Origin of the sequence: Roseibium album (assembly GCF_001404515.1) — a bacterium.
Taxonomy (GTDB): Bacteria; Pseudomonadota; Alphaproteobacteria; order Rhizobiales; family Stappiaceae; genus Roseibium; species Roseibium album.
In genome coordinates this window covers 112,368-129,367 of record NZ_CXWE01000012.1, presented here as the reverse complement: position 1 = coordinate 129,367, position 17,000 = coordinate 112,368, and the positions used below count along the sequence as shown (strand labels likewise).

General features: G+C 55.2%; 17 protein-coding genes, 1 tRNA gene and 1 pseudogene. 6 read left to right on the top strand and 13 right to left on the bottom strand.

The genetic code is table 11. The features are described 5' to 3' along the window. From LA5095_RS29120 to LA5095_RS29105, 4 genes and pseudogenes are all read right to left on the bottom strand, one after another. A pseudogene (locus LA5095_RS29120) lies at positions 1-291 on the bottom strand (transposase); the annotation flags it as partial. Positions 292-347: 56 nt separating this feature from the next. Continuing rightward, positions 348-1,154: an asparagine synthetase B family protein gene (locus LA5095_RS29115; RefSeq protein WP_082442994.1), complete on the bottom strand. Its 807-nt coding sequence runs from the start codon at positions 1,152-1,154 to the stop codon at positions 348-350. Between the two features lie 257 nt (positions 1,155-1,411). Continuing rightward, on the bottom strand, positions 1,412-2,035 hold the full coding sequence (locus LA5095_RS29110) for a DUF2155 domain-containing protein (protein ID WP_235808906.1): 624 nt from the start codon (positions 2,033-2,035) through the stop codon (positions 1,412-1,414). 32 nt (positions 2,036-2,067) lie between these two features. Beyond that, positions 2,068-4,998 (bottom strand): valine--tRNA ligase, encoded by a 2,931-nt coding sequence (locus LA5095_RS29105; protein WP_055391466.1) that lies wholly within the window; start codon positions 4,996-4,998, stop codon positions 2,068-2,070. Between the two features lie 181 nt (positions 4,999-5,179). Here LA5095_RS29105 and LA5095_RS29100 point away from each other — a divergent pair, with 181 nt between their 5' ends. Beyond that, the gene (locus LA5095_RS29100; protein ID WP_055391465.1) at positions 5,180-5,641 is read left to right on the top strand and encodes a DUF1284 domain-containing protein; all 462 of its coding nucleotides are present in this window, start codon (positions 5,180-5,182) and stop codon (positions 5,639-5,641) included. Here the strand turns inward: LA5095_RS29100 and LA5095_RS29095 are convergent. The 3 genes from LA5095_RS29095 to LA5095_RS29085 all read right to left on the bottom strand — a co-directional run bounded on the left by LA5095_RS29095 (position 5,625) and on the right by LA5095_RS29085 (position 8,894). Further along, positions 5,625-6,353, bottom strand: a complete 729-nt coding sequence (locus LA5095_RS29095) for a PopZ family protein (RefSeq protein WP_055391464.1) — start codon at positions 6,351-6,353, stop codon at positions 5,625-5,627. The two genes, LA5095_RS29100 and LA5095_RS29095, sit on opposite strands and share 17 nt — an antisense overlap. Before the next feature lie 274 nt (positions 6,354-6,627). Beyond that, the gene (locus LA5095_RS29090; protein ID WP_306362376.1) at positions 6,628-8,028 is read right to left on the bottom strand and encodes a TolC family outer membrane protein; all 1,401 of its coding nucleotides are present in this window, start codon (positions 8,026-8,028) and stop codon (positions 6,628-6,630) included. 203 nt (positions 8,029-8,231) lie between these two features. Further along, positions 8,232-8,894: a protein-L-isoaspartate O-methyltransferase family protein gene (locus tag LA5095_RS29085; RefSeq protein ID WP_029065575.1), complete on the bottom strand. Its 663-nt coding sequence runs from the start codon at positions 8,892-8,894 to the stop codon at positions 8,232-8,234. Between the two features lie 401 nt (positions 8,895-9,295). Between LA5095_RS29085 and LA5095_RS29080 the strand changes: the two genes are divergently transcribed. From LA5095_RS29080 to LA5095_RS29070, 3 genes are all read left to right on the top strand, one after another. Beyond that, positions 9,296-9,369 (top strand) — tRNA-Cys (locus LA5095_RS29080). A gap of 119 nt (positions 9,370-9,488) precedes the next feature. After that, positions 9,489-9,920 (top strand): hypothetical protein, encoded by a 432-nt coding sequence (locus tag LA5095_RS29075; protein ID WP_055391462.1) that lies wholly within the window; start codon positions 9,489-9,491, stop codon positions 9,918-9,920. A gap of 87 nt (positions 9,921-10,007) precedes the next feature. Next, the gene (locus LA5095_RS29070) at positions 10,008-11,138 is read left to right on the top strand and encodes a carboxylate-amine ligase (RefSeq protein ID WP_055391461.1); all 1,131 of its coding nucleotides are present in this window, start codon (positions 10,008-10,010) and stop codon (positions 11,136-11,138) included. Positions 11,139-11,145: 7 nt separating this feature from the next. Here LA5095_RS29070 and LA5095_RS29065 read toward each other — a convergent pair whose 3' ends face one another. Continuing rightward, positions 11,146-11,397, bottom strand: coding sequence for a hypothetical protein (locus LA5095_RS29065; RefSeq protein ID WP_055391484.1), 252 nt, complete (start codon positions 11,395-11,397; stop codon positions 11,146-11,148). Positions 11,398-11,595: 198 nt separating this feature from the next. Here LA5095_RS29065 and cobD point away from each other — a divergent pair, with 198 nt between their 5' ends. Together cobD and cbiB are read left to right on the top strand one after the other, a co-directional pair. Further along, the gene (gene cobD / locus LA5095_RS29060) at positions 11,596-12,597 is read left to right on the top strand and encodes a threonine-phosphate decarboxylase CobD (protein WP_055391460.1); all 1,002 of its coding nucleotides are present in this window, start codon (positions 11,596-11,598) and stop codon (positions 12,595-12,597) included. 71 nt (positions 12,598-12,668) lie between these two features. Then, positions 12,669-13,643: an adenosylcobinamide-phosphate synthase CbiB gene (cbiB, locus tag LA5095_RS29055; protein ID WP_055391459.1), complete on the top strand. Its 975-nt coding sequence runs from the start codon at positions 12,669-12,671 to the stop codon at positions 13,641-13,643. Here the strand turns inward: cbiB and LA5095_RS29050 are convergent. From LA5095_RS29050 to LA5095_RS29030, 5 genes are all read right to left on the bottom strand, one after another. Then, positions 13,640-14,170, bottom strand: a complete 531-nt coding sequence (locus tag LA5095_RS29050) for a hypothetical protein (protein WP_144436205.1) — start codon at positions 14,168-14,170, stop codon at positions 13,640-13,642. The genes cbiB and LA5095_RS29050 overlap by 4 nt on opposite strands. A gap of 56 nt (positions 14,171-14,226) precedes the next feature. After that, positions 14,227-14,649 (bottom strand): protein-tyrosine phosphatase family protein, encoded by a 423-nt coding sequence (locus tag LA5095_RS29045; protein ID WP_158510450.1) that lies wholly within the window; start codon positions 14,647-14,649, stop codon positions 14,227-14,229. A 74-nt stretch (positions 14,650-14,723) separates the two neighbouring features. Continuing rightward, the gene (locus tag LA5095_RS29040) at positions 14,724-16,202 is read right to left on the bottom strand and encodes a cobyric acid synthase (protein WP_055391456.1); all 1,479 of its coding nucleotides are present in this window, start codon (positions 16,200-16,202) and stop codon (positions 14,724-14,726) included. Further along, on the bottom strand, positions 16,199-16,507 hold the full coding sequence (locus tag LA5095_RS29035) for a YrhK family protein (RefSeq protein ID WP_208992909.1): 309 nt from the start codon (positions 16,505-16,507) through the stop codon (positions 16,199-16,201). Before LA5095_RS29035 ends, LA5095_RS29040 begins: the two co-directional genes overlap by 4 nt. Then, entirely contained in the window at positions 16,504-16,992 is a 489-nt protein-coding gene (locus tag LA5095_RS29030; RefSeq protein ID WP_055391455.1) for a GNAT family N-acetyltransferase, read from the bottom strand. The genes LA5095_RS29035 and LA5095_RS29030 overlap by 4 nt, the downstream gene beginning before the upstream one ends. Positions 16,993-17,000: the final 8 nt, after the last annotated feature.

Sequence of the window (17,000 nt, the reverse complement as noted above, 5' to 3'; positions counted from 1 at the left end):
TCATCGATGAACGCGTACCTCACTTTGCATCCTTGGCGAAGTACGCGGTTGCCTTTTTAGGATGTCACGCTCCTCAGTGACTCGAGCCAGTTCCTGCTTCAGCCGACGGATCTCCACAGCTTGATCGCCTTCGCCTGGATCGGGTGACTTGGAGAACTTCTTCTTCCAGGCGTAGAGAGAATGCGTGCTGACACCAAGACGCTTCGAAATCTCCGCAACCGGATAGCCACGCTCGGTGATCTGCGCCACCGCGTCCCGCTTGAAGTCGTCACTGAAATTGCTCGTGCCCATCATGGCCTCCTTGCCTCAAAATTAGGAAAGAAGGCGTCTACAAATCTAGGGGCTATTCAGATCGACGAGTCGATGCCTCCGCTTAAACTCAGTCCCATGGGAACGTCCGAGACGATACACGTCTTGATGGCATCTTCGAGTGATTGCCTGATTTCTTCAGTCGGGTTTCCGGTAACCGGTTTTGCGTCCCAGGGGCTCCAGTATTGTTTGATTTCGTAGCTCCAGGTCGCAATATCCAATTCAAGATATGACCCGGCAGGCAGTTTCTGGACATGTTCAAACGGCGTATGGGGTTCGGGAACGTATTTGTATCGGAAATACCTTGCGATCTGCCTGTGGCTCACTGAAGTGTCGACAAGACGCGACGATGCGATCGACCTGAGTTCAGATGAAAAAACGAAGTGGTCTTGTGAAACATGAAAATAGAGCGGTTTTTCACCCATTCTGTCGCGCGCCAAAATCAGTTTTTGACGTTCGGCATCCCATAGAGAAAAGGCGAACATGCCGCGCAGCTTTTCCAGGCAATCAATTCCATGCTCGATGTACAATGGAACGATCACCTCACAATCGGAGTTTTTCGACGTGAAACTGTAGCCGTGCTTTTGATAGTGCGCACGGATATCGCTGAAATTATATATCTCGCCATTGGCAATCAGACAGAGAGACTTGTCTTTATCGAAAAACGGCTGGTTGGCCGTATCGATGTCGATAATGCTCAGGCGATTGTGAGAGAGTGCGACGGGACCTTTGCAGTAGTGCGAACTTGCATCCGGTCCTCGATGAGCCAGGCTTCTTTGAAGTTCCAACAGATCTTCCAAGGCCGGTTGCGTGTGTCTGGAGACAATTCCGGAAATTCCGCACATCGTGCTTTCTCGCTACTCGTTTTCTGCGCCGTTAGACCACACATTTCGGCAATTTGGTAGACATGTGCAACCCGATGGTTGTGTGCCACAAGAGGTCTGAAAATTTTTGTCTGAAGCAAACAAACCAACCTTGCTCACAACACCTGGAGCAACCGGTGACAGACGTGATCGGAGAGAGTTTTTCTTTTCGACCAACAGTGTGGCATCGGTTAAATCAGCGATCGCATATTCCCGCACAGCGCTGATTGGCCTGTGCATCACCCCTGAAACGGCTTTTTCCTGGGGATGCCTGGCCCGGAATCGACACCATCGTCCGGCCCAGCAAGAGGATCTTCACCCTCTGCCACGACGCCCTTGATCGGCGGGCCATCATAATCTTCTGGAGGTGGCACGGTGGATGCCAGCTTACAGTTGGTCAGCCAGATATCGTAGACAGGATGTTCAACCGCATGCAGCCCCGGACTTGCTGCATACATCCAGCCGGAGAAAATTCGCCGGACCTCGTTGTTCAGTGTAATTTCGTCGACCTGCACGAAGCCGGTAGTCAACGGAGATTCCGTTTGCGGACGCGTGTGGCACACTCTCGGCGTTACTTGCAGCGCGCCGAACTGGACCGTTTCGCCAATATAGACATCGAAGGAAATAATCCTGCCCGTGATCTTGTCGAGGCCCGAGAAAACGGCAACCGGATTTTCAATCTTTTCAGCGCTTGCGGTATTGCTCACAGCAACAACGGAAAGCACTGATATTGCCAAACGCGCAATAAGCCGATTTGCTGATATTTTTGGTTTGAACACGTCTGCCATCAGTTTTTGAGTCGTTGATGCTAGATTACTTGCTTTCCATGCTTTGGCGCTAGCATCGAATTGCGGCCCGGACAAGACGTCGTCTTGCCCGGAACCCAGCCCACGACTTAGCCTATTTCCGCCAACCTGTTCAGCGCGACCTGCACTTTTGCGCGTTTTTCTCGAGAGTCGGCGATCTTTTCGCGTTCACCGTTGACAACCTCTTCAGGCGCTTTCTCGACGAATTTCGGATTGGAAAGCTTCTTCTCTATTTTTGAGATCTCGCCATCCAGCTTGCCGACTTCCTTTTCAAGCCGTGCTTTTTCCGCTCCCAGATCAATGACACCTGCCAGCGGAAGGCAGACCGTCGTCTCTCCAACGATGATCTGCGCAGACCCGGAAGGTGCTGCGTCGGCAAGCTGCACACTTTCCGCACGCGCCAAACGGAGGATGGCCGACTCGTGCGTTTTCAATCGGGATATTGTCTTGTCGTTCGCTCCGTTGATGACAATCGCAACCTTTGCCGCTGCCGGGACATTCATCTCGGCCCGGACCGACCGGATTTCAGAAATCAGTTTTACCAGCCAGTTGATCTCGTCGGCTGCCGCCGCGTCTGAAACACACTCTACCGGCCAGGCCGTCAGCATGATAAGACCGTCTGCGCTCGCCCCTTCATCACCAAGACGTTCCCACAACTCTTCCGTCAGGAACGGCATGAAGGGGTGTAGAACCTTCAAAATCTCATCAATAGCCCAGGCAGCAGTCGCCCGCGTTTCGGCTTTGGCTGCCTCGTCATCACCGTTGAAGACCGGCTTGGCGAGTTCGAGAAACCAGTCGCAAAACGTGTTCCAGGTGAACCGGTAGACGGCTCCGGCTGCGTCGTTGAAGCGATAATCTTCAAGCGCAGTGGTTACTTCAGCCGTACAACGCCCCATTTCTGTTGCGATCCAACGGTTCAACGTGTGTTTGGTCGCAGCCGGATCGAATCCCTCAACACGCGCGCAACCGTTCATCTCGGCAAAACGCGCCGCGTTCCACAATTTGGTGGCAAAGCGTTGCCCCCCTTCCGCCGCCTGATCGGACATCCGCAACATCCGGCGCGCCTGAACCTCCTGGCTGGCCAGCGCGAAGCGCGTGGCGTCTGCCCCGAAACGGTCAATCAGATCGAGCGGATCGATGACGTTGCCTGTGGATTTGGACATTTTCTTGCCCTTGCCATCAACAACGATCGAATTGAAATAGACCGTGTGGAACGGCACTTCCCCCATGAAGTGGATGCCCTGCATCATCATTCGCGCGACCCAGAAGAAGATGATGTCGAGACCCGTGACCAGTACATCCGTCTTGTAGTAGCGCTCAAGTTCAGGAGTCTTGTGCGGCCAGCCCAGTGTGGAGAACGGCCAAAGCGCGGAGGAGAACCAGGTGTCCAGGACATCTTCATCTCGCGTCAATGCCTTCCCTCCGGAGAGAGCAACAGCCTGCTCTTCCGTCTGGGCGCAGTATTCGTTGCCGTCTTCATCGTACCAGACCGGAATCTGGTGTCCCCACCACAACTGGCGCGAAATGCACCAGGGTTGAATGTCTTCCAACCAGTTGTTGTAGATCTTGTCGGCGTTTCCAGGGATCAGTTTCGTCTCACCGTTTCTGACTGCCTCCAAGGCAGGCTCGGTCAGCTTCTTTGCATCGACAAACCACTGATCCGTGAGCATTGGCTCGATAACAACCTTGGAGCGGTCGCCGAAGGGCTGCATTATCTTTTTCGACTCGACGAGAGGCAGTCGCTCCGGCCCGGTCTGGTCTTCCTCAAGCGGACGAAGGATTGCGCGTCCGAGAGGATGCCAGTCCGGTGCCTGCCCTTTCATCCAGGCGACCTCCGGATGCTCGGCAGGAACCGTCACCGCCAGCCCCTCTGCGGTGATCTGTTCAATGACGCGCTTGCGCGCCTCAAAGCGATCGAGGCCGCGCAGCTCCTCCGGAACGATATTGATGAGGTCAACTTCGTTGATTGTCATCTCGGCGCCATCAATGATGGCCTGCGCTTTTGACGCCTCTTCAACATAGGGTGCGCCGTCCGCGCGCATGGCACCCTTTGTATCCATAAGGCGGTACATCGGGATCTTGTTTCTCAACGCGACGCCATAGTCGTTGAAATCGTGTGCGCCCGTAATCTTAACCGCACCGGAGCCGAAATCCGGATCCGGATAATCATCCGTGATGATCGGGATCAACCGACGGTGCTCTTTCGGGCCTACCGGAATTTCGCACAACTTGCCCAGGATTGGCTTGTAACGCTCATCGCGAGGATGAACCGCAACCGCCCCATCGCCGAGCATCGTTTCCGGACGCGTCGTGGCAATGGAGATATAGTCTCGGGTTTCCCGAAGAGTGACATTCCCGTCCTCGTCCTTTTCGACATACTCGTATGTCTCGCCACCTGCCAACGGATACTTGAAGTGCCACATATGACCGTCGGTTTCGATGTTCTCGACTTCGAGATCGGAAATCGCTGTTTCAAACTTCGGATCCCAGTTGACCAGTCGCTTGGATCTGTAGATCAGGCCTTCATTGTAAAGGTCAACGAACACCTTCAAGACCGCCGCCGAAAGGTTCGGCGACATGGTGAATTCCGTCCGGCTCCAGTCGCAGGATGCCCCGAGGCGCTTGAGCTGCCCGAGGATCGTGCCTTCCGACTTGCGCTTTTGTTCCCAAACCCGCTCGACGAAGGCCTCGCGCCCCATGTCGCGCCGACCAGGTTGTTGAGTTTCCATCAGCTCACGCTCGACAACCATTTGGGTCGCAATACCGGCGTGATCGGTGCCAGGTTGCCAGAGAACGTCAAATCCCTGCATGCGCTTCCAACGCACCAGAATATCCTGAAGCGTGTTGTTGAGTGCGTGCCCCATGTGAAGGGAACCCGTCACATTGGGTGGCGGAATTACGATGGAGAAGGCAGGTGCGCCACTCTTGGCACCCGCTCCGGCCTTAAAGGCCTCGGCCTTTTCCCAGTTTTCGTAAATCCGCGGCTCAACGCTGGCCGCGTCGTAGGTCTTATCCAGCATCAGTGTCACTCAAAGGGAGATGTATTTCGAAATTCGTGAGCCCCCGTGTAAATCGGATGCGCCCCCGCAAGTCAACCGGTTAACACTCTACCAGGATGCGATACGTCAGCCATCGCGCCGATTTTCCGTCCGATCAAACGTGGGACTTGGGCTCACTCGCATTTACTGTCATAAGCCCGGCATGACGATTTCAATCCGGCCACACCATCTTCTCTGCATGCTGACATATCTCGGCAAAGGCTATACGCCGCAATTCGTCGTCAACTACGACAAGATAGTTGAACGGATAAATTCAGGTGAAGCCATCAAGATCGTCAACGGGCCGGACGACATCTGCAAACCCATGTTGCCGGAAGCTGACTGCCATTGTCACAATGAAAACGTGCTTGGTCGCGACGCACACGCGCTTTCACAAATCGTTCCTGTGATAGGCGAGGATGTCGGGGCCGGTCACATTCTCCGCCTGTCGCCGGAGCGGATTTCCAAACTGAGGTCACGCTTTCGAAAAGGGACTCTGAGGGCTGCATGTTCCGGTTGCCAATGGCAAGAATTCTGCACTTCAATCGCCGAAAACAACTTCAGGCACTGTCGCCTGACGGGTGCGGCCAGCTCGAAGAAAAACGAGTCTAGCGACGACGCGTAACCCGTTGAATTTCTTTTTGAACCATCTGCTCCACCATTCCAGGCAGGTTCTGGTCAAGCCAGGCCTTCAGCATGGGACGCAGCATCTCCTTGACCAGCTCTTCGACCGTCTGGGCTTGTGAACCAACAAACATGTTCGACAGATTATCGAAAGCGGCGTGGACGGCTTCGCCGGTGTTGTCGGACGTCAACGGGGCATCGCCGGCAACGTCCGGCAGTTCGTCCGGCACTGGTGTTGTGTCAATCGATGAGGCTGGAATCGGTTCCGGAGTTGCCTCGAATTTTGGTTCTGGCTGCTCGGCGAATGAAAGGTCACCGCCAGGGCTGTCAAATTCATCCGCCAGACCTTCGACCATGTCCATTTCACTGTCTTCGGAAACGGCAAGCTCTTCGGTCAGTTCCAGAACATCATCGTCGTTTTCTTCTTCGGCGGCATCGGCCTCCATTGCGGCTGCCATATCATCCGCATCGTCATCGGACGAGTCACCGCCACCGCTGCTATCCATATCAAACAGCTTGTCGAGGTCGTCCTGCGACATTTCAGAGGCATCGCCCATATCTTCAACCGCTTCTTCTACCGGTGTTTCAGCTTCTTCGACCGCGTCAGCCTCACCATTTTCAGCGCCTTGGGTATCTTCGTCCGAAATTATTTTGCGGATCGATGCGAGGATCTCCTCCATCGACGGCTCTTCAGCCTTTTTAGCCTCTGACATGGCTACCCCTGTGCAAATCGATCGCGCCGCGCACCATTCAGATTTTCCCGAATGATTCGTTAATGGAAAGTATGCGGGTCAACACCTATGCCGCAAAGCAAACGCATCAGATACCATTGCCTTATCCCCTCATAAGTCAGTCATCGACTTGGTGAACGGGAGTCACATTGAATATCCAAAGCCAAACAGCGAAACCTTGAGGGCGCGTATCAGAACCAAAAACGGCTGCAACCTAAGTTACAGCCGTCCGAAAGATTCAAAAATATCTGTTCTATCAGCGGCCGTCGGGCGTCCTGAGTCCGAACCATTTGCCGCGAACCGCCTCGTAGTGCTGTGTCGGCTCATAAATCTTGACCCGGAGGCCGAGTCCGCGCGCATCCAACTTGCCTACCGCCGCAACAAGCTGGTACCCGCTGACAATCCTGTTGCTCTGAGCGCTCACCAGGTTCGATTGCTGCGTCACCAGTTCACGCTGCGCATCGAGCACATCGAGTGTCGTCCGCTGGCCAACTCTCTGCTCTTCTATGACGCCTTCCAGCGCAAGTTTCTGAGCCTCGACGGCTGCCTGTGCCGCAATAATCGAAGCTTCCGCCGCCTGGTAATTCCCCCATGCCGAAATCACGTTCGCCCTGATCTGATCCCGGGTTACGTCCAGCTGAAGGCGCGTCTGACCAAGTGCTTCCTTGGATTGACGTACAGCCGAAGATGCGCTGCCTGCCTGATAGATCGGAATGCTCACATTTCCAGTTATTGAAACCGAGTCCTGATTTTCCGCGAAAAAACTGCTCGGATTAATGCTTCTGGAAACACTGCCGCTCATTGAAACTGTCGGCAGAAATGCACCTTCTGCGGTCTTTACACTGTAGATCGCTGCGTCGACCTGATGCTGAGCCTGACGAATAAGGGGTTGTTCCTCGGCACTGACAGCAAGCGCACTGTCCAGTGACTTGGGAACGAATTTCGCAATTCCAGCGTCGGCTGAAAGGTTGCGCGCCTCGATTCCGATCACCTGCCGGTAAACCGCACGGCTCGAATTCAGATTGGCGAGCGCGGAATTGAGACTCGCCTGTGCTTCGGCGGCACGCGCCTCAGCCTGGCTGACATCCGTTCTCGTGCCTTCACCTACGTCGAACCTGTCCCGTGCAGCGCGCACCTGCTCTTGAAGAAACTCAAGATCGCTGCGCTGCAAGGACACCAGAGCAGTATCCCGAATCACTCCGACATATGCCGACGCGGCAGATAGGAGTGTATCCTGTTCGGAAGAAATCAGACTTTCACGCTGAGCAAGAACAATCGACTCGGCTTGTCGCACAGAGTTGACCGTTCTGAATCCGGCGAACAATGTCTGACTGATCGACAGTGAAATGGATGCATTGTTCTGGACGTTCGACAGGTTGCCGGAATTGGCATCTGCCCAGGTACGACCGATGCTCGCTCCGGCCGTTACAGTCGGCCGCCATCCTGACAGCGCCTGTGGAACCCCTTCATCGGTGCCGCGCAACGCAGCCCGCGCAGCATTCAATGACGGGTTATTGGTATAGGCCAGGGCAAGCGCTTCGCGGATCGTTTCGGCTCTTGCAGGAGTTACTGCAGATCCAATCAACGAAACGGCAGCAACCCCACCCATCAGCGCAAAGCCGACAGTTGCTGCCTTAATTGTCGAACGACAAATCACCCAACGCTCCTTCCGGATCACAACACTTGAGTCTGTTGAGTAAACTGAAGGGTTTTATTCTTCAACCGTTTGCGAGCGAGAAAATCGGAAATTCTGTTAGTGCGGCTTTAAGGCAACAAGTTCGAACTTCCGATAAACCGCTCTCTCAACTCCAGAAACCCGCGTCCCCACTCAGGTCTCTTTTTCAAAGTATGGCCAATTGGTTAAAAAACAAATTCTTCCGCAGCAGCAAAGCCGGGCAACAGGCCGGCCGCGGCATTGAAGCCGAATCGACTGCTCACTGCTTCTCCCGACTTCTGATAAAGGCGCGCTACGCCGGCTCCACCCTGCCCTTCAACAACCACCAGACGCCCGAGCGGCTTCAACTGGTCTGTCAGAACACTTGGCAATGTCTCCACTGCACCGTCGACGAATATCACATCATAAGGGCCTTCCGATGCATATCCCTTGACGAGCGGACCATCGACAACAACGGCATTCTCGATGCCGAGATCTACAAGAACATCGGTCGCTGATTTGACCAGATCCTCGTTTTCCTCAAGGGCGACGATCGACGCAGCCAAATTCGAAAGGACCGCGGCGCTGTAACCGGCCCCGGCGCCAACGACCAGCACGACGTGATCTTCGCGGATTTCAGCAAGTTGAACCAGCTTGCCGAAAATATGCGGTTTCATCAGGACCCGCCCGCAATCAGCCGGGCCAACCGGAAGGTCTTCATCTATGTAGGCAATCGCCTTTTTCGACGCCGGTACGAACCGTTCACGGGGAATGGCCTCCATCGCATCAAGGATCCGATGATCGGTTACATCGTTGGTGCGCAACTGGTTGTCCACCATCTTGCGGCGGGACTGACTGTAGTCCGTCATTTCGGCCCTCACTTTGCCTCGCCGGACACCCGGCGCCTCTTGAGAACGTTCCTTAGCGAGACAGATGCCGCCTGACAAGTATCCGTCAAGTTCGTTCTCGGCAAAAGGCGGCCGCACAGCAAGGAAAAAGTGCATATCCCGCCAAGATCCGTCGTGTTCCTTCCCGGGTTCCGGACATGGCCAAAAGCAGACTTCCCGGAGTGATCTGCGCCCTGACACGGGGATTCTCCCGACGAGGCCCAGGACAGTCCATCGAACCCGCGAGTGCCAGCGTGAGTTTCCACCGAATCCAGCACCTTTGCTGGTCTTGACGCGGCAGCGGTGGAAATTCGAACCGGTTCGATTTCAGGGCTTGACCAAATCGCGCAACTGTTTGATAAGGCGCGGCACACCACCTCGGTGGCCCTGTGGCGGAGTGGTGACGCAGCGGATTGCAAATCCGTGTACACCGGTTCGATTCCGGTCGGGGCCTCCAAATTCTCCGGAAAATTCGACCTAACGCATGCAGCGCGTGAGCTCTGTTAGCTGCACGCTACCTCTTTCCCTAGCGTCATGATAGCGTTTTACCTGTTCAAACAGACAGGGGGAATTCAAATGAAGACACCAGGTGGAACCGTACCGCACGCGGCCAAGCAGGCGCGCGTGGTCACGACGTCGACAATGAAGCGGGTCGAACCGCCCCGCCCGCGCAAATCACCGCAGATCGTTTCGGAAAACAACAATACCGAAGTCCTGGTGGAAACGTTGCGCCAGCGTATCAACGATCTTGAAGCCCGGATTGGCGATCTGGAAAGCGTCATCACGTTGCAGAATCAGGACGTGATCATCAGCGCCTCCAAAAGTGTCCTGATCCAGGGCATGGATACCGTCGAGATCTCGGCCGGGAGCAAAGTCAAGGTCATTGCCGCCATGACCGAGACCAATGCACCGCTCGCCAAACATTCGGGCGTTCTGGAATGCGACACCCTGCAGGCGAACGCCGTGATCAGCGCATCCTACACGCCCGGAGCCGGGAACATCTGGTAAATTGAACCGGTATTGATTTTGGCGTCGGCGCGTGCCGGGCATTACCGGCTCTTGACTTGAGCCTTCAAAACTGCGGATGCTTTCCCCATGAAGGAACCCAGTTTCAGTGTCGGCGTCGAAGAAGAATATCTGCTCGTCGACAAGACCAGCCGAAAATTGGCGAGTTCCCCGCCAGAGGAGCTGTTTTCGGCCTGCGAAAGCGCCCTTGAAGGACGGGTCAGTCCGGAATTCCTGCGATGCCAGATCGAGGTTGGAACGCCGGTCTGCATGACACTCGGCGAAGTGCGAGCGGAGCTTGCCTACTTCCGCAAGACTGTTGCCAAGGAATCTTCGGATCACAACCTTGCACCGATCGCCGCCTCGACACACCCTTTTGCCGAGTGGACGGACCAACCGCATACGGACAAGGAACGATACAACCAGATTGCGCGCACCATGCAGGTGGTTGCCAGACGCATGCTGATTTGCGGCATGCACGTTCACGTCGGGATCGAAGACGAAGAATTGCGGATCGATCTCTTCAATCAGCTTGCCTATTTCCTCCCGCATCTCCTGGCTCTGAGCACATCGTCCCCGTTCTGGCGAGGCCGCAACACCGGTTTGAAATCCTATCGGCTCGCGGTTTTCAACGAGATGCCGAGAACCGGATTGCCACCACGTTTCGAAAGCCATCACGAATACCGGCATATCGTCGACATCCTCAGCAATGCAGGCGCTCTGGAGGATGCAACGAAGATCTGGTGGGACCTTCGCCCGTCCGATCGGTTTCCCACGCTCGAACTGCGCATAACGGACGTTTGCCCGAAGCTCGATGACGCTGTGGCAATTGCCGCACTCTACAGGTGCCTTTGCCGCATGCTGTATCGCCTTCGCCGCGCGAACCAGAGCTGGCGGCCGTATTCAAGGTTTCTCCTTGCGGAAAACCGGTGGCAGGCGCAACGGCATGGAACTTCGGCCGGCCTGATCGACTTTGGCCGCAACGAAACAGCACCGTTCGTCGACCTGGCAGAGGAACTGATCGAACTCGTCAGGCCAGATGCAATCCATTTCGGCTGTGAAAGCGAATTGGAACATATCCGGACCATTGCGGCAGAAGGCACCTCAGCGGACAAGCAGCTGAAGCTTGCCGGGGTGATTGCCGATGACGGCCTCCTTCCCAAGGACGCGTTCAACAGGATCGTCGACCACCTGATGAGCGAGACCCTGTCCGGATTGTAAGACCTGTTTAACCGGCGCCATCCGGCTTTCTGTGGGGTGAGCCGTGGGCGGCTGCGTGAAAGTGTGTTCGCTCACCTGTCAGTACAAAGGCAAATTCGTCAATTTCCGAAATAACTGCGTCGGCGGACCTCGCAAGCCCGGACTTGGGACGCATTGCGCGCTGTGCCTCGATCAGTGACTTTCTCGCGTGCGAAAGTGCGTCCAGTACATCATCGCGATCAAATTCCCTTGGACCTCGGGTCCGGCGCTCAGCAGCCATCGTCAACTCCATTTTTTGTTCTCTTTTTGTTCTTATCAGGTCCGGATTCTCCCTGTCAATTTGCGTTTCTGACAAGGTATGTGTCGTTTCACGCGCTGACCGATCATTGCAAATCGGATAATTCTATCGGCAATTGGTAACAAGACGGGGCGCTGGACAGCTTTCTGGCGATCCCAGGATTTTTCGAAGGATGATTTCGTGAAACACGGTGGTGATTTGTCGCTGGCGATCGAACGTTTCGGCGGGAGTGCAGTCGACTGGCTTGACCTTTCCACGGGCATCAATCCGCATCACTATCCTGTACCAAAGGAACTGTCTTTCGGGACATGGACATCGCTTCCGTCCCGTGTTGCAGAGGAACAGTTGATTTCAGCGGCACGCCGTGCCTATCAGGTGCCCGCACATCTTGGCCTTGCGGCCGCGCCCGGCACACAAATCCTGTTGTCGCTCTTGCCGTCCATCCTGCCAGAGGGACCGGCGGCCCTCGCCTCACCAACCTATCCGAGCCACAAGGCCGTCTGGCAACGCGATGGCCGGATGCCAATGGAACTCTCCAGCGTCTATGCCCTGCCCGCTGACGCGAAGATTGTCATTCTGGTCAATCCGAACAACCCGGATGGTCAGCTGATTGATGTGAAAAGTCTTTTGGAAATTGCAGGAACCCTCACTGAACGCGGTGGTTATCTCGTGGTTGACGAGGCCTTTGCGGATGTAATTCCGGGCGCAAGCATCCTGCCACATCTGCGTGACGAGAACGTCGTCGTTCTCAGGTCGTTCGGCAAGTTCTTCGGGCTGGCCGGGCTAAGGCTCGGGTTCCTGGCCGGTCCGCAGTTGATCGTCGAGAAACTGTCCGGACTTCTGGAGAGCTGGAGCGTAAGCGGTCCGGCGCTCGAGATCGGCGCGAGGGCCTTGCGGGATACGGAATGGCAGGAAGCAACTGTTCGCCGGCTTGTTGACGAAATGGCCGATCTTACAATCGCGGTATCTGAACAGCAGTTGAGCGTTTTCGGTGGTACGCCGCTTTATGCCCTGGCGGGTTTACGCGACGCCAAGGGCCTTCACGAGGCGTTGGCACGGCGACATATCTGGACACGGATATTCGACTACGCGCCAACCTGGATCCGACTTGGTTTGCCGGGCGGTGCGGAAAACCTGCAGCGTCTCACAAACGCCCTGTCGGACGCCCGCGAAGAACTTTGACTATTTGCTGGCAGCAAGAGCCGAGGGAATTCCGGGTTCCCCTTTTCACGGAATTGCTGTAGCGACGCGATATGCTGATTTACGACAATGCACTTTGGCTATTGCTTGCAGCGCTCCTGCTTGACGCCCTCATCGGCGACCCTGACTGGCTCTGGCGCCGTCTGCCGCATCCGGTTGTAGGAATCGGCAGCATCATCTCGATTTTAGATGACAGCCTCAATCGCCCGACCATGACGGCAGGACAACGCAAGGCGGGCGGTCTGATAACCCTGCTGCTGCTCGTGTTCGGCGGTCTCGGTCTTGGCTCGGCTCTGGAAAGCATTTCGGGTCAAATCCCGTTTGGCGACATCCTGATCGTCATCGTCACGACAGTTTTTCTTGCCCAGAACAGTCTTTACCGACATGTGGCTGCTGTTCGGGACGGGCTGGAACAATCGGGGCTTGAAGGAGGGCGCAAGGCTGTTGCCATGATTGTCGGGCGGGATCCGAACCAGCTCGACGAGGCCGGCGTTTCCCGGGCGGCAATTGAATCCTGCTCAGAGAACTTTTCCGACGGCGTGGTCGCCCCTGTATTCTGGTTCGCCCTGTTTGGCCTGCCGGGTTTACTTGCCTACAAGGCCGTCAACACCGCTGACAGCATGATCGGACACAAGAACGAGACCTATCGCGAATTCGGCTGGGCGTCGGCAAGGTTCGATGATCTGATCAACTTGCCCGCTTCGCGCCTTTCAGGCCTCTTCATCGCCCTGTCAGCTCCGTTGGCATACGGCTCTCCTCGCAAGAGCCTGACCTGCATCATCAGGGATGCCGGAAAGCACAGATCTCCCAATGCCGGTTGGCCGGAGGCTGCCATGGCCGGCGCGCTCGACATAGCCCTGGCCGGGCCACGTGTTTATCCAGGGCAAACGGTAGATGATCCCTATCTCAACGAAGCGGGGCGAAAGGAAGCAACGGCAAACGACATTGATCGTGCCGGGATGGTCATGATCGGGGCGTGCGTCATACAGGGTCTGACAATCGGATTGCTCGCTGCAGTCGCAGCTTAGTTGTCCAATTTTTCTTCCCGCTCCGCATCGACAGCCGGCCTCAGTTCGCGCAACCAGGTGATGAGGCCGGAGATTCCGCTGGAAGTCGCAATCAATAAAATACCACCGACGACCTCGAACACTGAGGTCCAAAAGGATGCAATTTCGTGAGGTGACAGGACACTGGTTCCCAAATTGTATTCTGAAGTCATCCATTGAAGGAACTGGATATTCACCAGGCCCTGCAAACCGTACATTGCGAATCCCAAACCGATCAACGCAACACCTGCAGACTGAAAAACCCTGGCATTGCAGGCGTCTCCAGCGTCAGTCTCACCTTTTGGAAAGCGAAGGCCAATCAAAACAACGCGCGGAAAGAAGAACAACAAAAAACAAATCAGAAATTGCCACATGACAGACAGGGAATGCATACTAATAGACGCATCAGAAGTAACATTCAAAATCATGGCTGGAACATAATAAAGAATACTCATGAAATAATATATCGTAAACAAGCGAACTAAAACCAACGCCATCTTGATAATCATAATTCTCTCCAATGACTACCGCAGAACAACACAAAGAAATTTTGTCGAATCTTGTTTCATGAGAATTCCAGAATGAATTTCCTTTGTTCTTCTGTGTCCGGTACCAGGACACCGCGGGCCGCCGACACCTTTGCCAAGGCATCTTCCGCAAGAGTTCCGAGACCTATCAAGACGCAACAGGCGACAAGACCAGACCTGCCGATGCCTGCCCGGCAATGAACCACGACACTCGATCCTGCGTGCAAGTCAGCTATTATGGATAGCGCAAGTTCCTTTGCCGCTGCAGTCTCCGGTATATCCCGATCAACAACCGGAACATTGGTGAAGTTGATTCCGTTGCGCTCACAAACCTCACCTTCGTTCGCAAGCGAAAGGCTATCTGCCTCCTCTGGTGTCAACATCGAGACGATGTGGTCGATGCCGATCAATTTCAGTTTCTTTAAGTCGTCATCGAGCCATTCACCGGAGGGCTTGGGCATGATGAAAAATCTCCCGGCGGTATCCACCGGGATTTCATAGAGCGAAGGTGTCATCGCTGCGAGTTCCCTTGAGTTTATCGAGCTTTGGCGATTTTAAGAAACGCCTCGGTGTCCAGCACAATCTCCAGGTGCGCCGCCAGATCATCCAGGACGCGGTCGATGCTCTTGTCGTAGGCAAGAGTTGAAGAGGCTCCGAAGGATCGGAGATAGGCAGACCGGAAACCGTCGCTGGTAAAGAGACCGTGGACATACGTGCCCGAGACAAGACCTTCTTCAGAAATTGCACCGTCGGTATGACCGTCCCTCAAACGCATCATCGGCCGTTCGCAATCGGGACCCGATGTGCGGCCTATGTGGATTTCATACCCTGAAAAACCGGCACCGCTGCCGATGTGCTCGCCTTCCGCATATACGGTTGATTTCTCAGGCGTCAGCACTGTTTCAACGTTCAGGTAGCCAAGTCCTTCAACCAGTCCCGGAGAGCCTTCAATACCAATCGGATCCGCAATGGTCTTGCCGAGCATCTGGTAGCCACCACACACACCCAGAATATGTCCGCCCCTGCGGTGATGCGCCTTCAAGTCAGTGTCCCAACCTTGCTTGCGGAAGAATTCAAGGTCCCCGATCGTCGACTTGGAACCCGGCAAGAGGACGATATCCGCATCTCCCGGCAAGGGATCTCCAGGTTGAACCAACTCCAACGTGACACCTGGTTCAAGACGCAGCGGGTCGAGATCGTCGAAATTGGCAATTCTGGAAATGACCGGCACGACGATCTTAAGACCTCCGCTGCCAAATCCATCCTCAAGGCCGAGGGCATCTTCCGCCGGCAATTTTCCTGCGTCAGCGAACCAGGGAACAACCCCCAGGCCCTGCCAGTGTGTTCTGCTGGAAATTTCGCGCATACCATCTTCGAAGAGGCTTGGATCCCCCCGGAATCGATTGATGAAGTAGGCCTTGATGCGATCCCGTTCCTGTGCTTCGAGAACCGCATGGGTTCCGACGACTGAGGCGATCACACCGCCTCTGTCAATGTCCGCACACAGTACGACCGGCAAGTCTGCAGCTTCGGCGAACCCCATATTGGCGATGTCGCCGGCACGCAGATTGATCTCTGCCGGACTTCCGGCTCCTTCCACAATGACCAGATCCGATTCTAATTCTGTTTTTGAAAAACTCTCCAGAACTTTCGGTAAAAGCGTCTCTTTCTGCCTTCCGTATTCACGCGCCCTCATGGTTCCGAAGCGCTTGCCCTGAACAATTACCTGTGCGCCAGTATCCGTTTCCGGTTTCAGAAGAACGGGATTCATGTGAACGGACAAAGGCACCCGGCACCCCATGGCCTGCAGCGCCTGGGCCCGTCCGATTTCACCGCCGTCGGCCGTCACCGCAGCATTGTTGGACATGTTTTGCGGCTTGAACGGACGCACGGCAAGGCCACGGTTTGAAAAGAGACGGCAAAGGCCGGCAACGATCAGGCTCTTGCCGACATTCGAGCCGGTGCCCTGGATCATGACGGCGGCCGTGCTGCCGCCAGAACCGGATTTGTTCATGCGCTTGTGACTTTGTTGAGTTGCGCAACACCATATGGCCGAAATTCGGCCGGTACCGGCAGATTGGCAAGGCGAGGTTCGAGCATCAACCATATGGTTGGCCGAACTGCGAACAGAATCGATCCGATAAGAACCAGCCAGGTTCCTGCATAAACAAGTACCGGGAAGAAGAAGAGGACTCTTCCGACAATGAAGGTCAGTGCGGCCAGAAATTCCACGATTGTCCGGTAGAGTTCATATTTTCGAACCAGCTCTGAATGGTCAGGCGATGCAGATCGAAGGGCATGATCGAACATCTTTGTCATGGTGCGAGGTCTTTCTCAAAAACGGCCGAAGCACGGTCACCCGGGTCACGAGGGCGATCAATCAGTACATAGCCGATGGAGCGATAGAACCTTTCGGCGGTGCAGGTGCTTCTCAAACGAGCCTTCGCGATGCCCTGCTCGGCAAACCGAGTTTCGATCGCGTTCATGAGTGCTTTGCTCACACCGCAAAAGCGAGCCTCTGGAAGGACATAGTTCAAAACGACCTCACCTGTCGGCATTCCCATTCCAACGCCGAGCAATCGTCGCGGAGATTTGCAGGCCCGCGCGACGAGGATATGTCTTGGACCATCAATCCAGTGGAGCACCGTTTCTTCTGTCTTGTTCCTGAGCCAGGATTCGAGGCGCAAGGCATCGTTGCCGTGATCTGCGGTGCATAGTTCAGAAATGGATCGACGCAACAATGCCGCCATTTCGCCTGCTTCAGGTCTTTCGGCAGGACGTATCTCGAAACAAGACAAGTCCATTTGCGTTC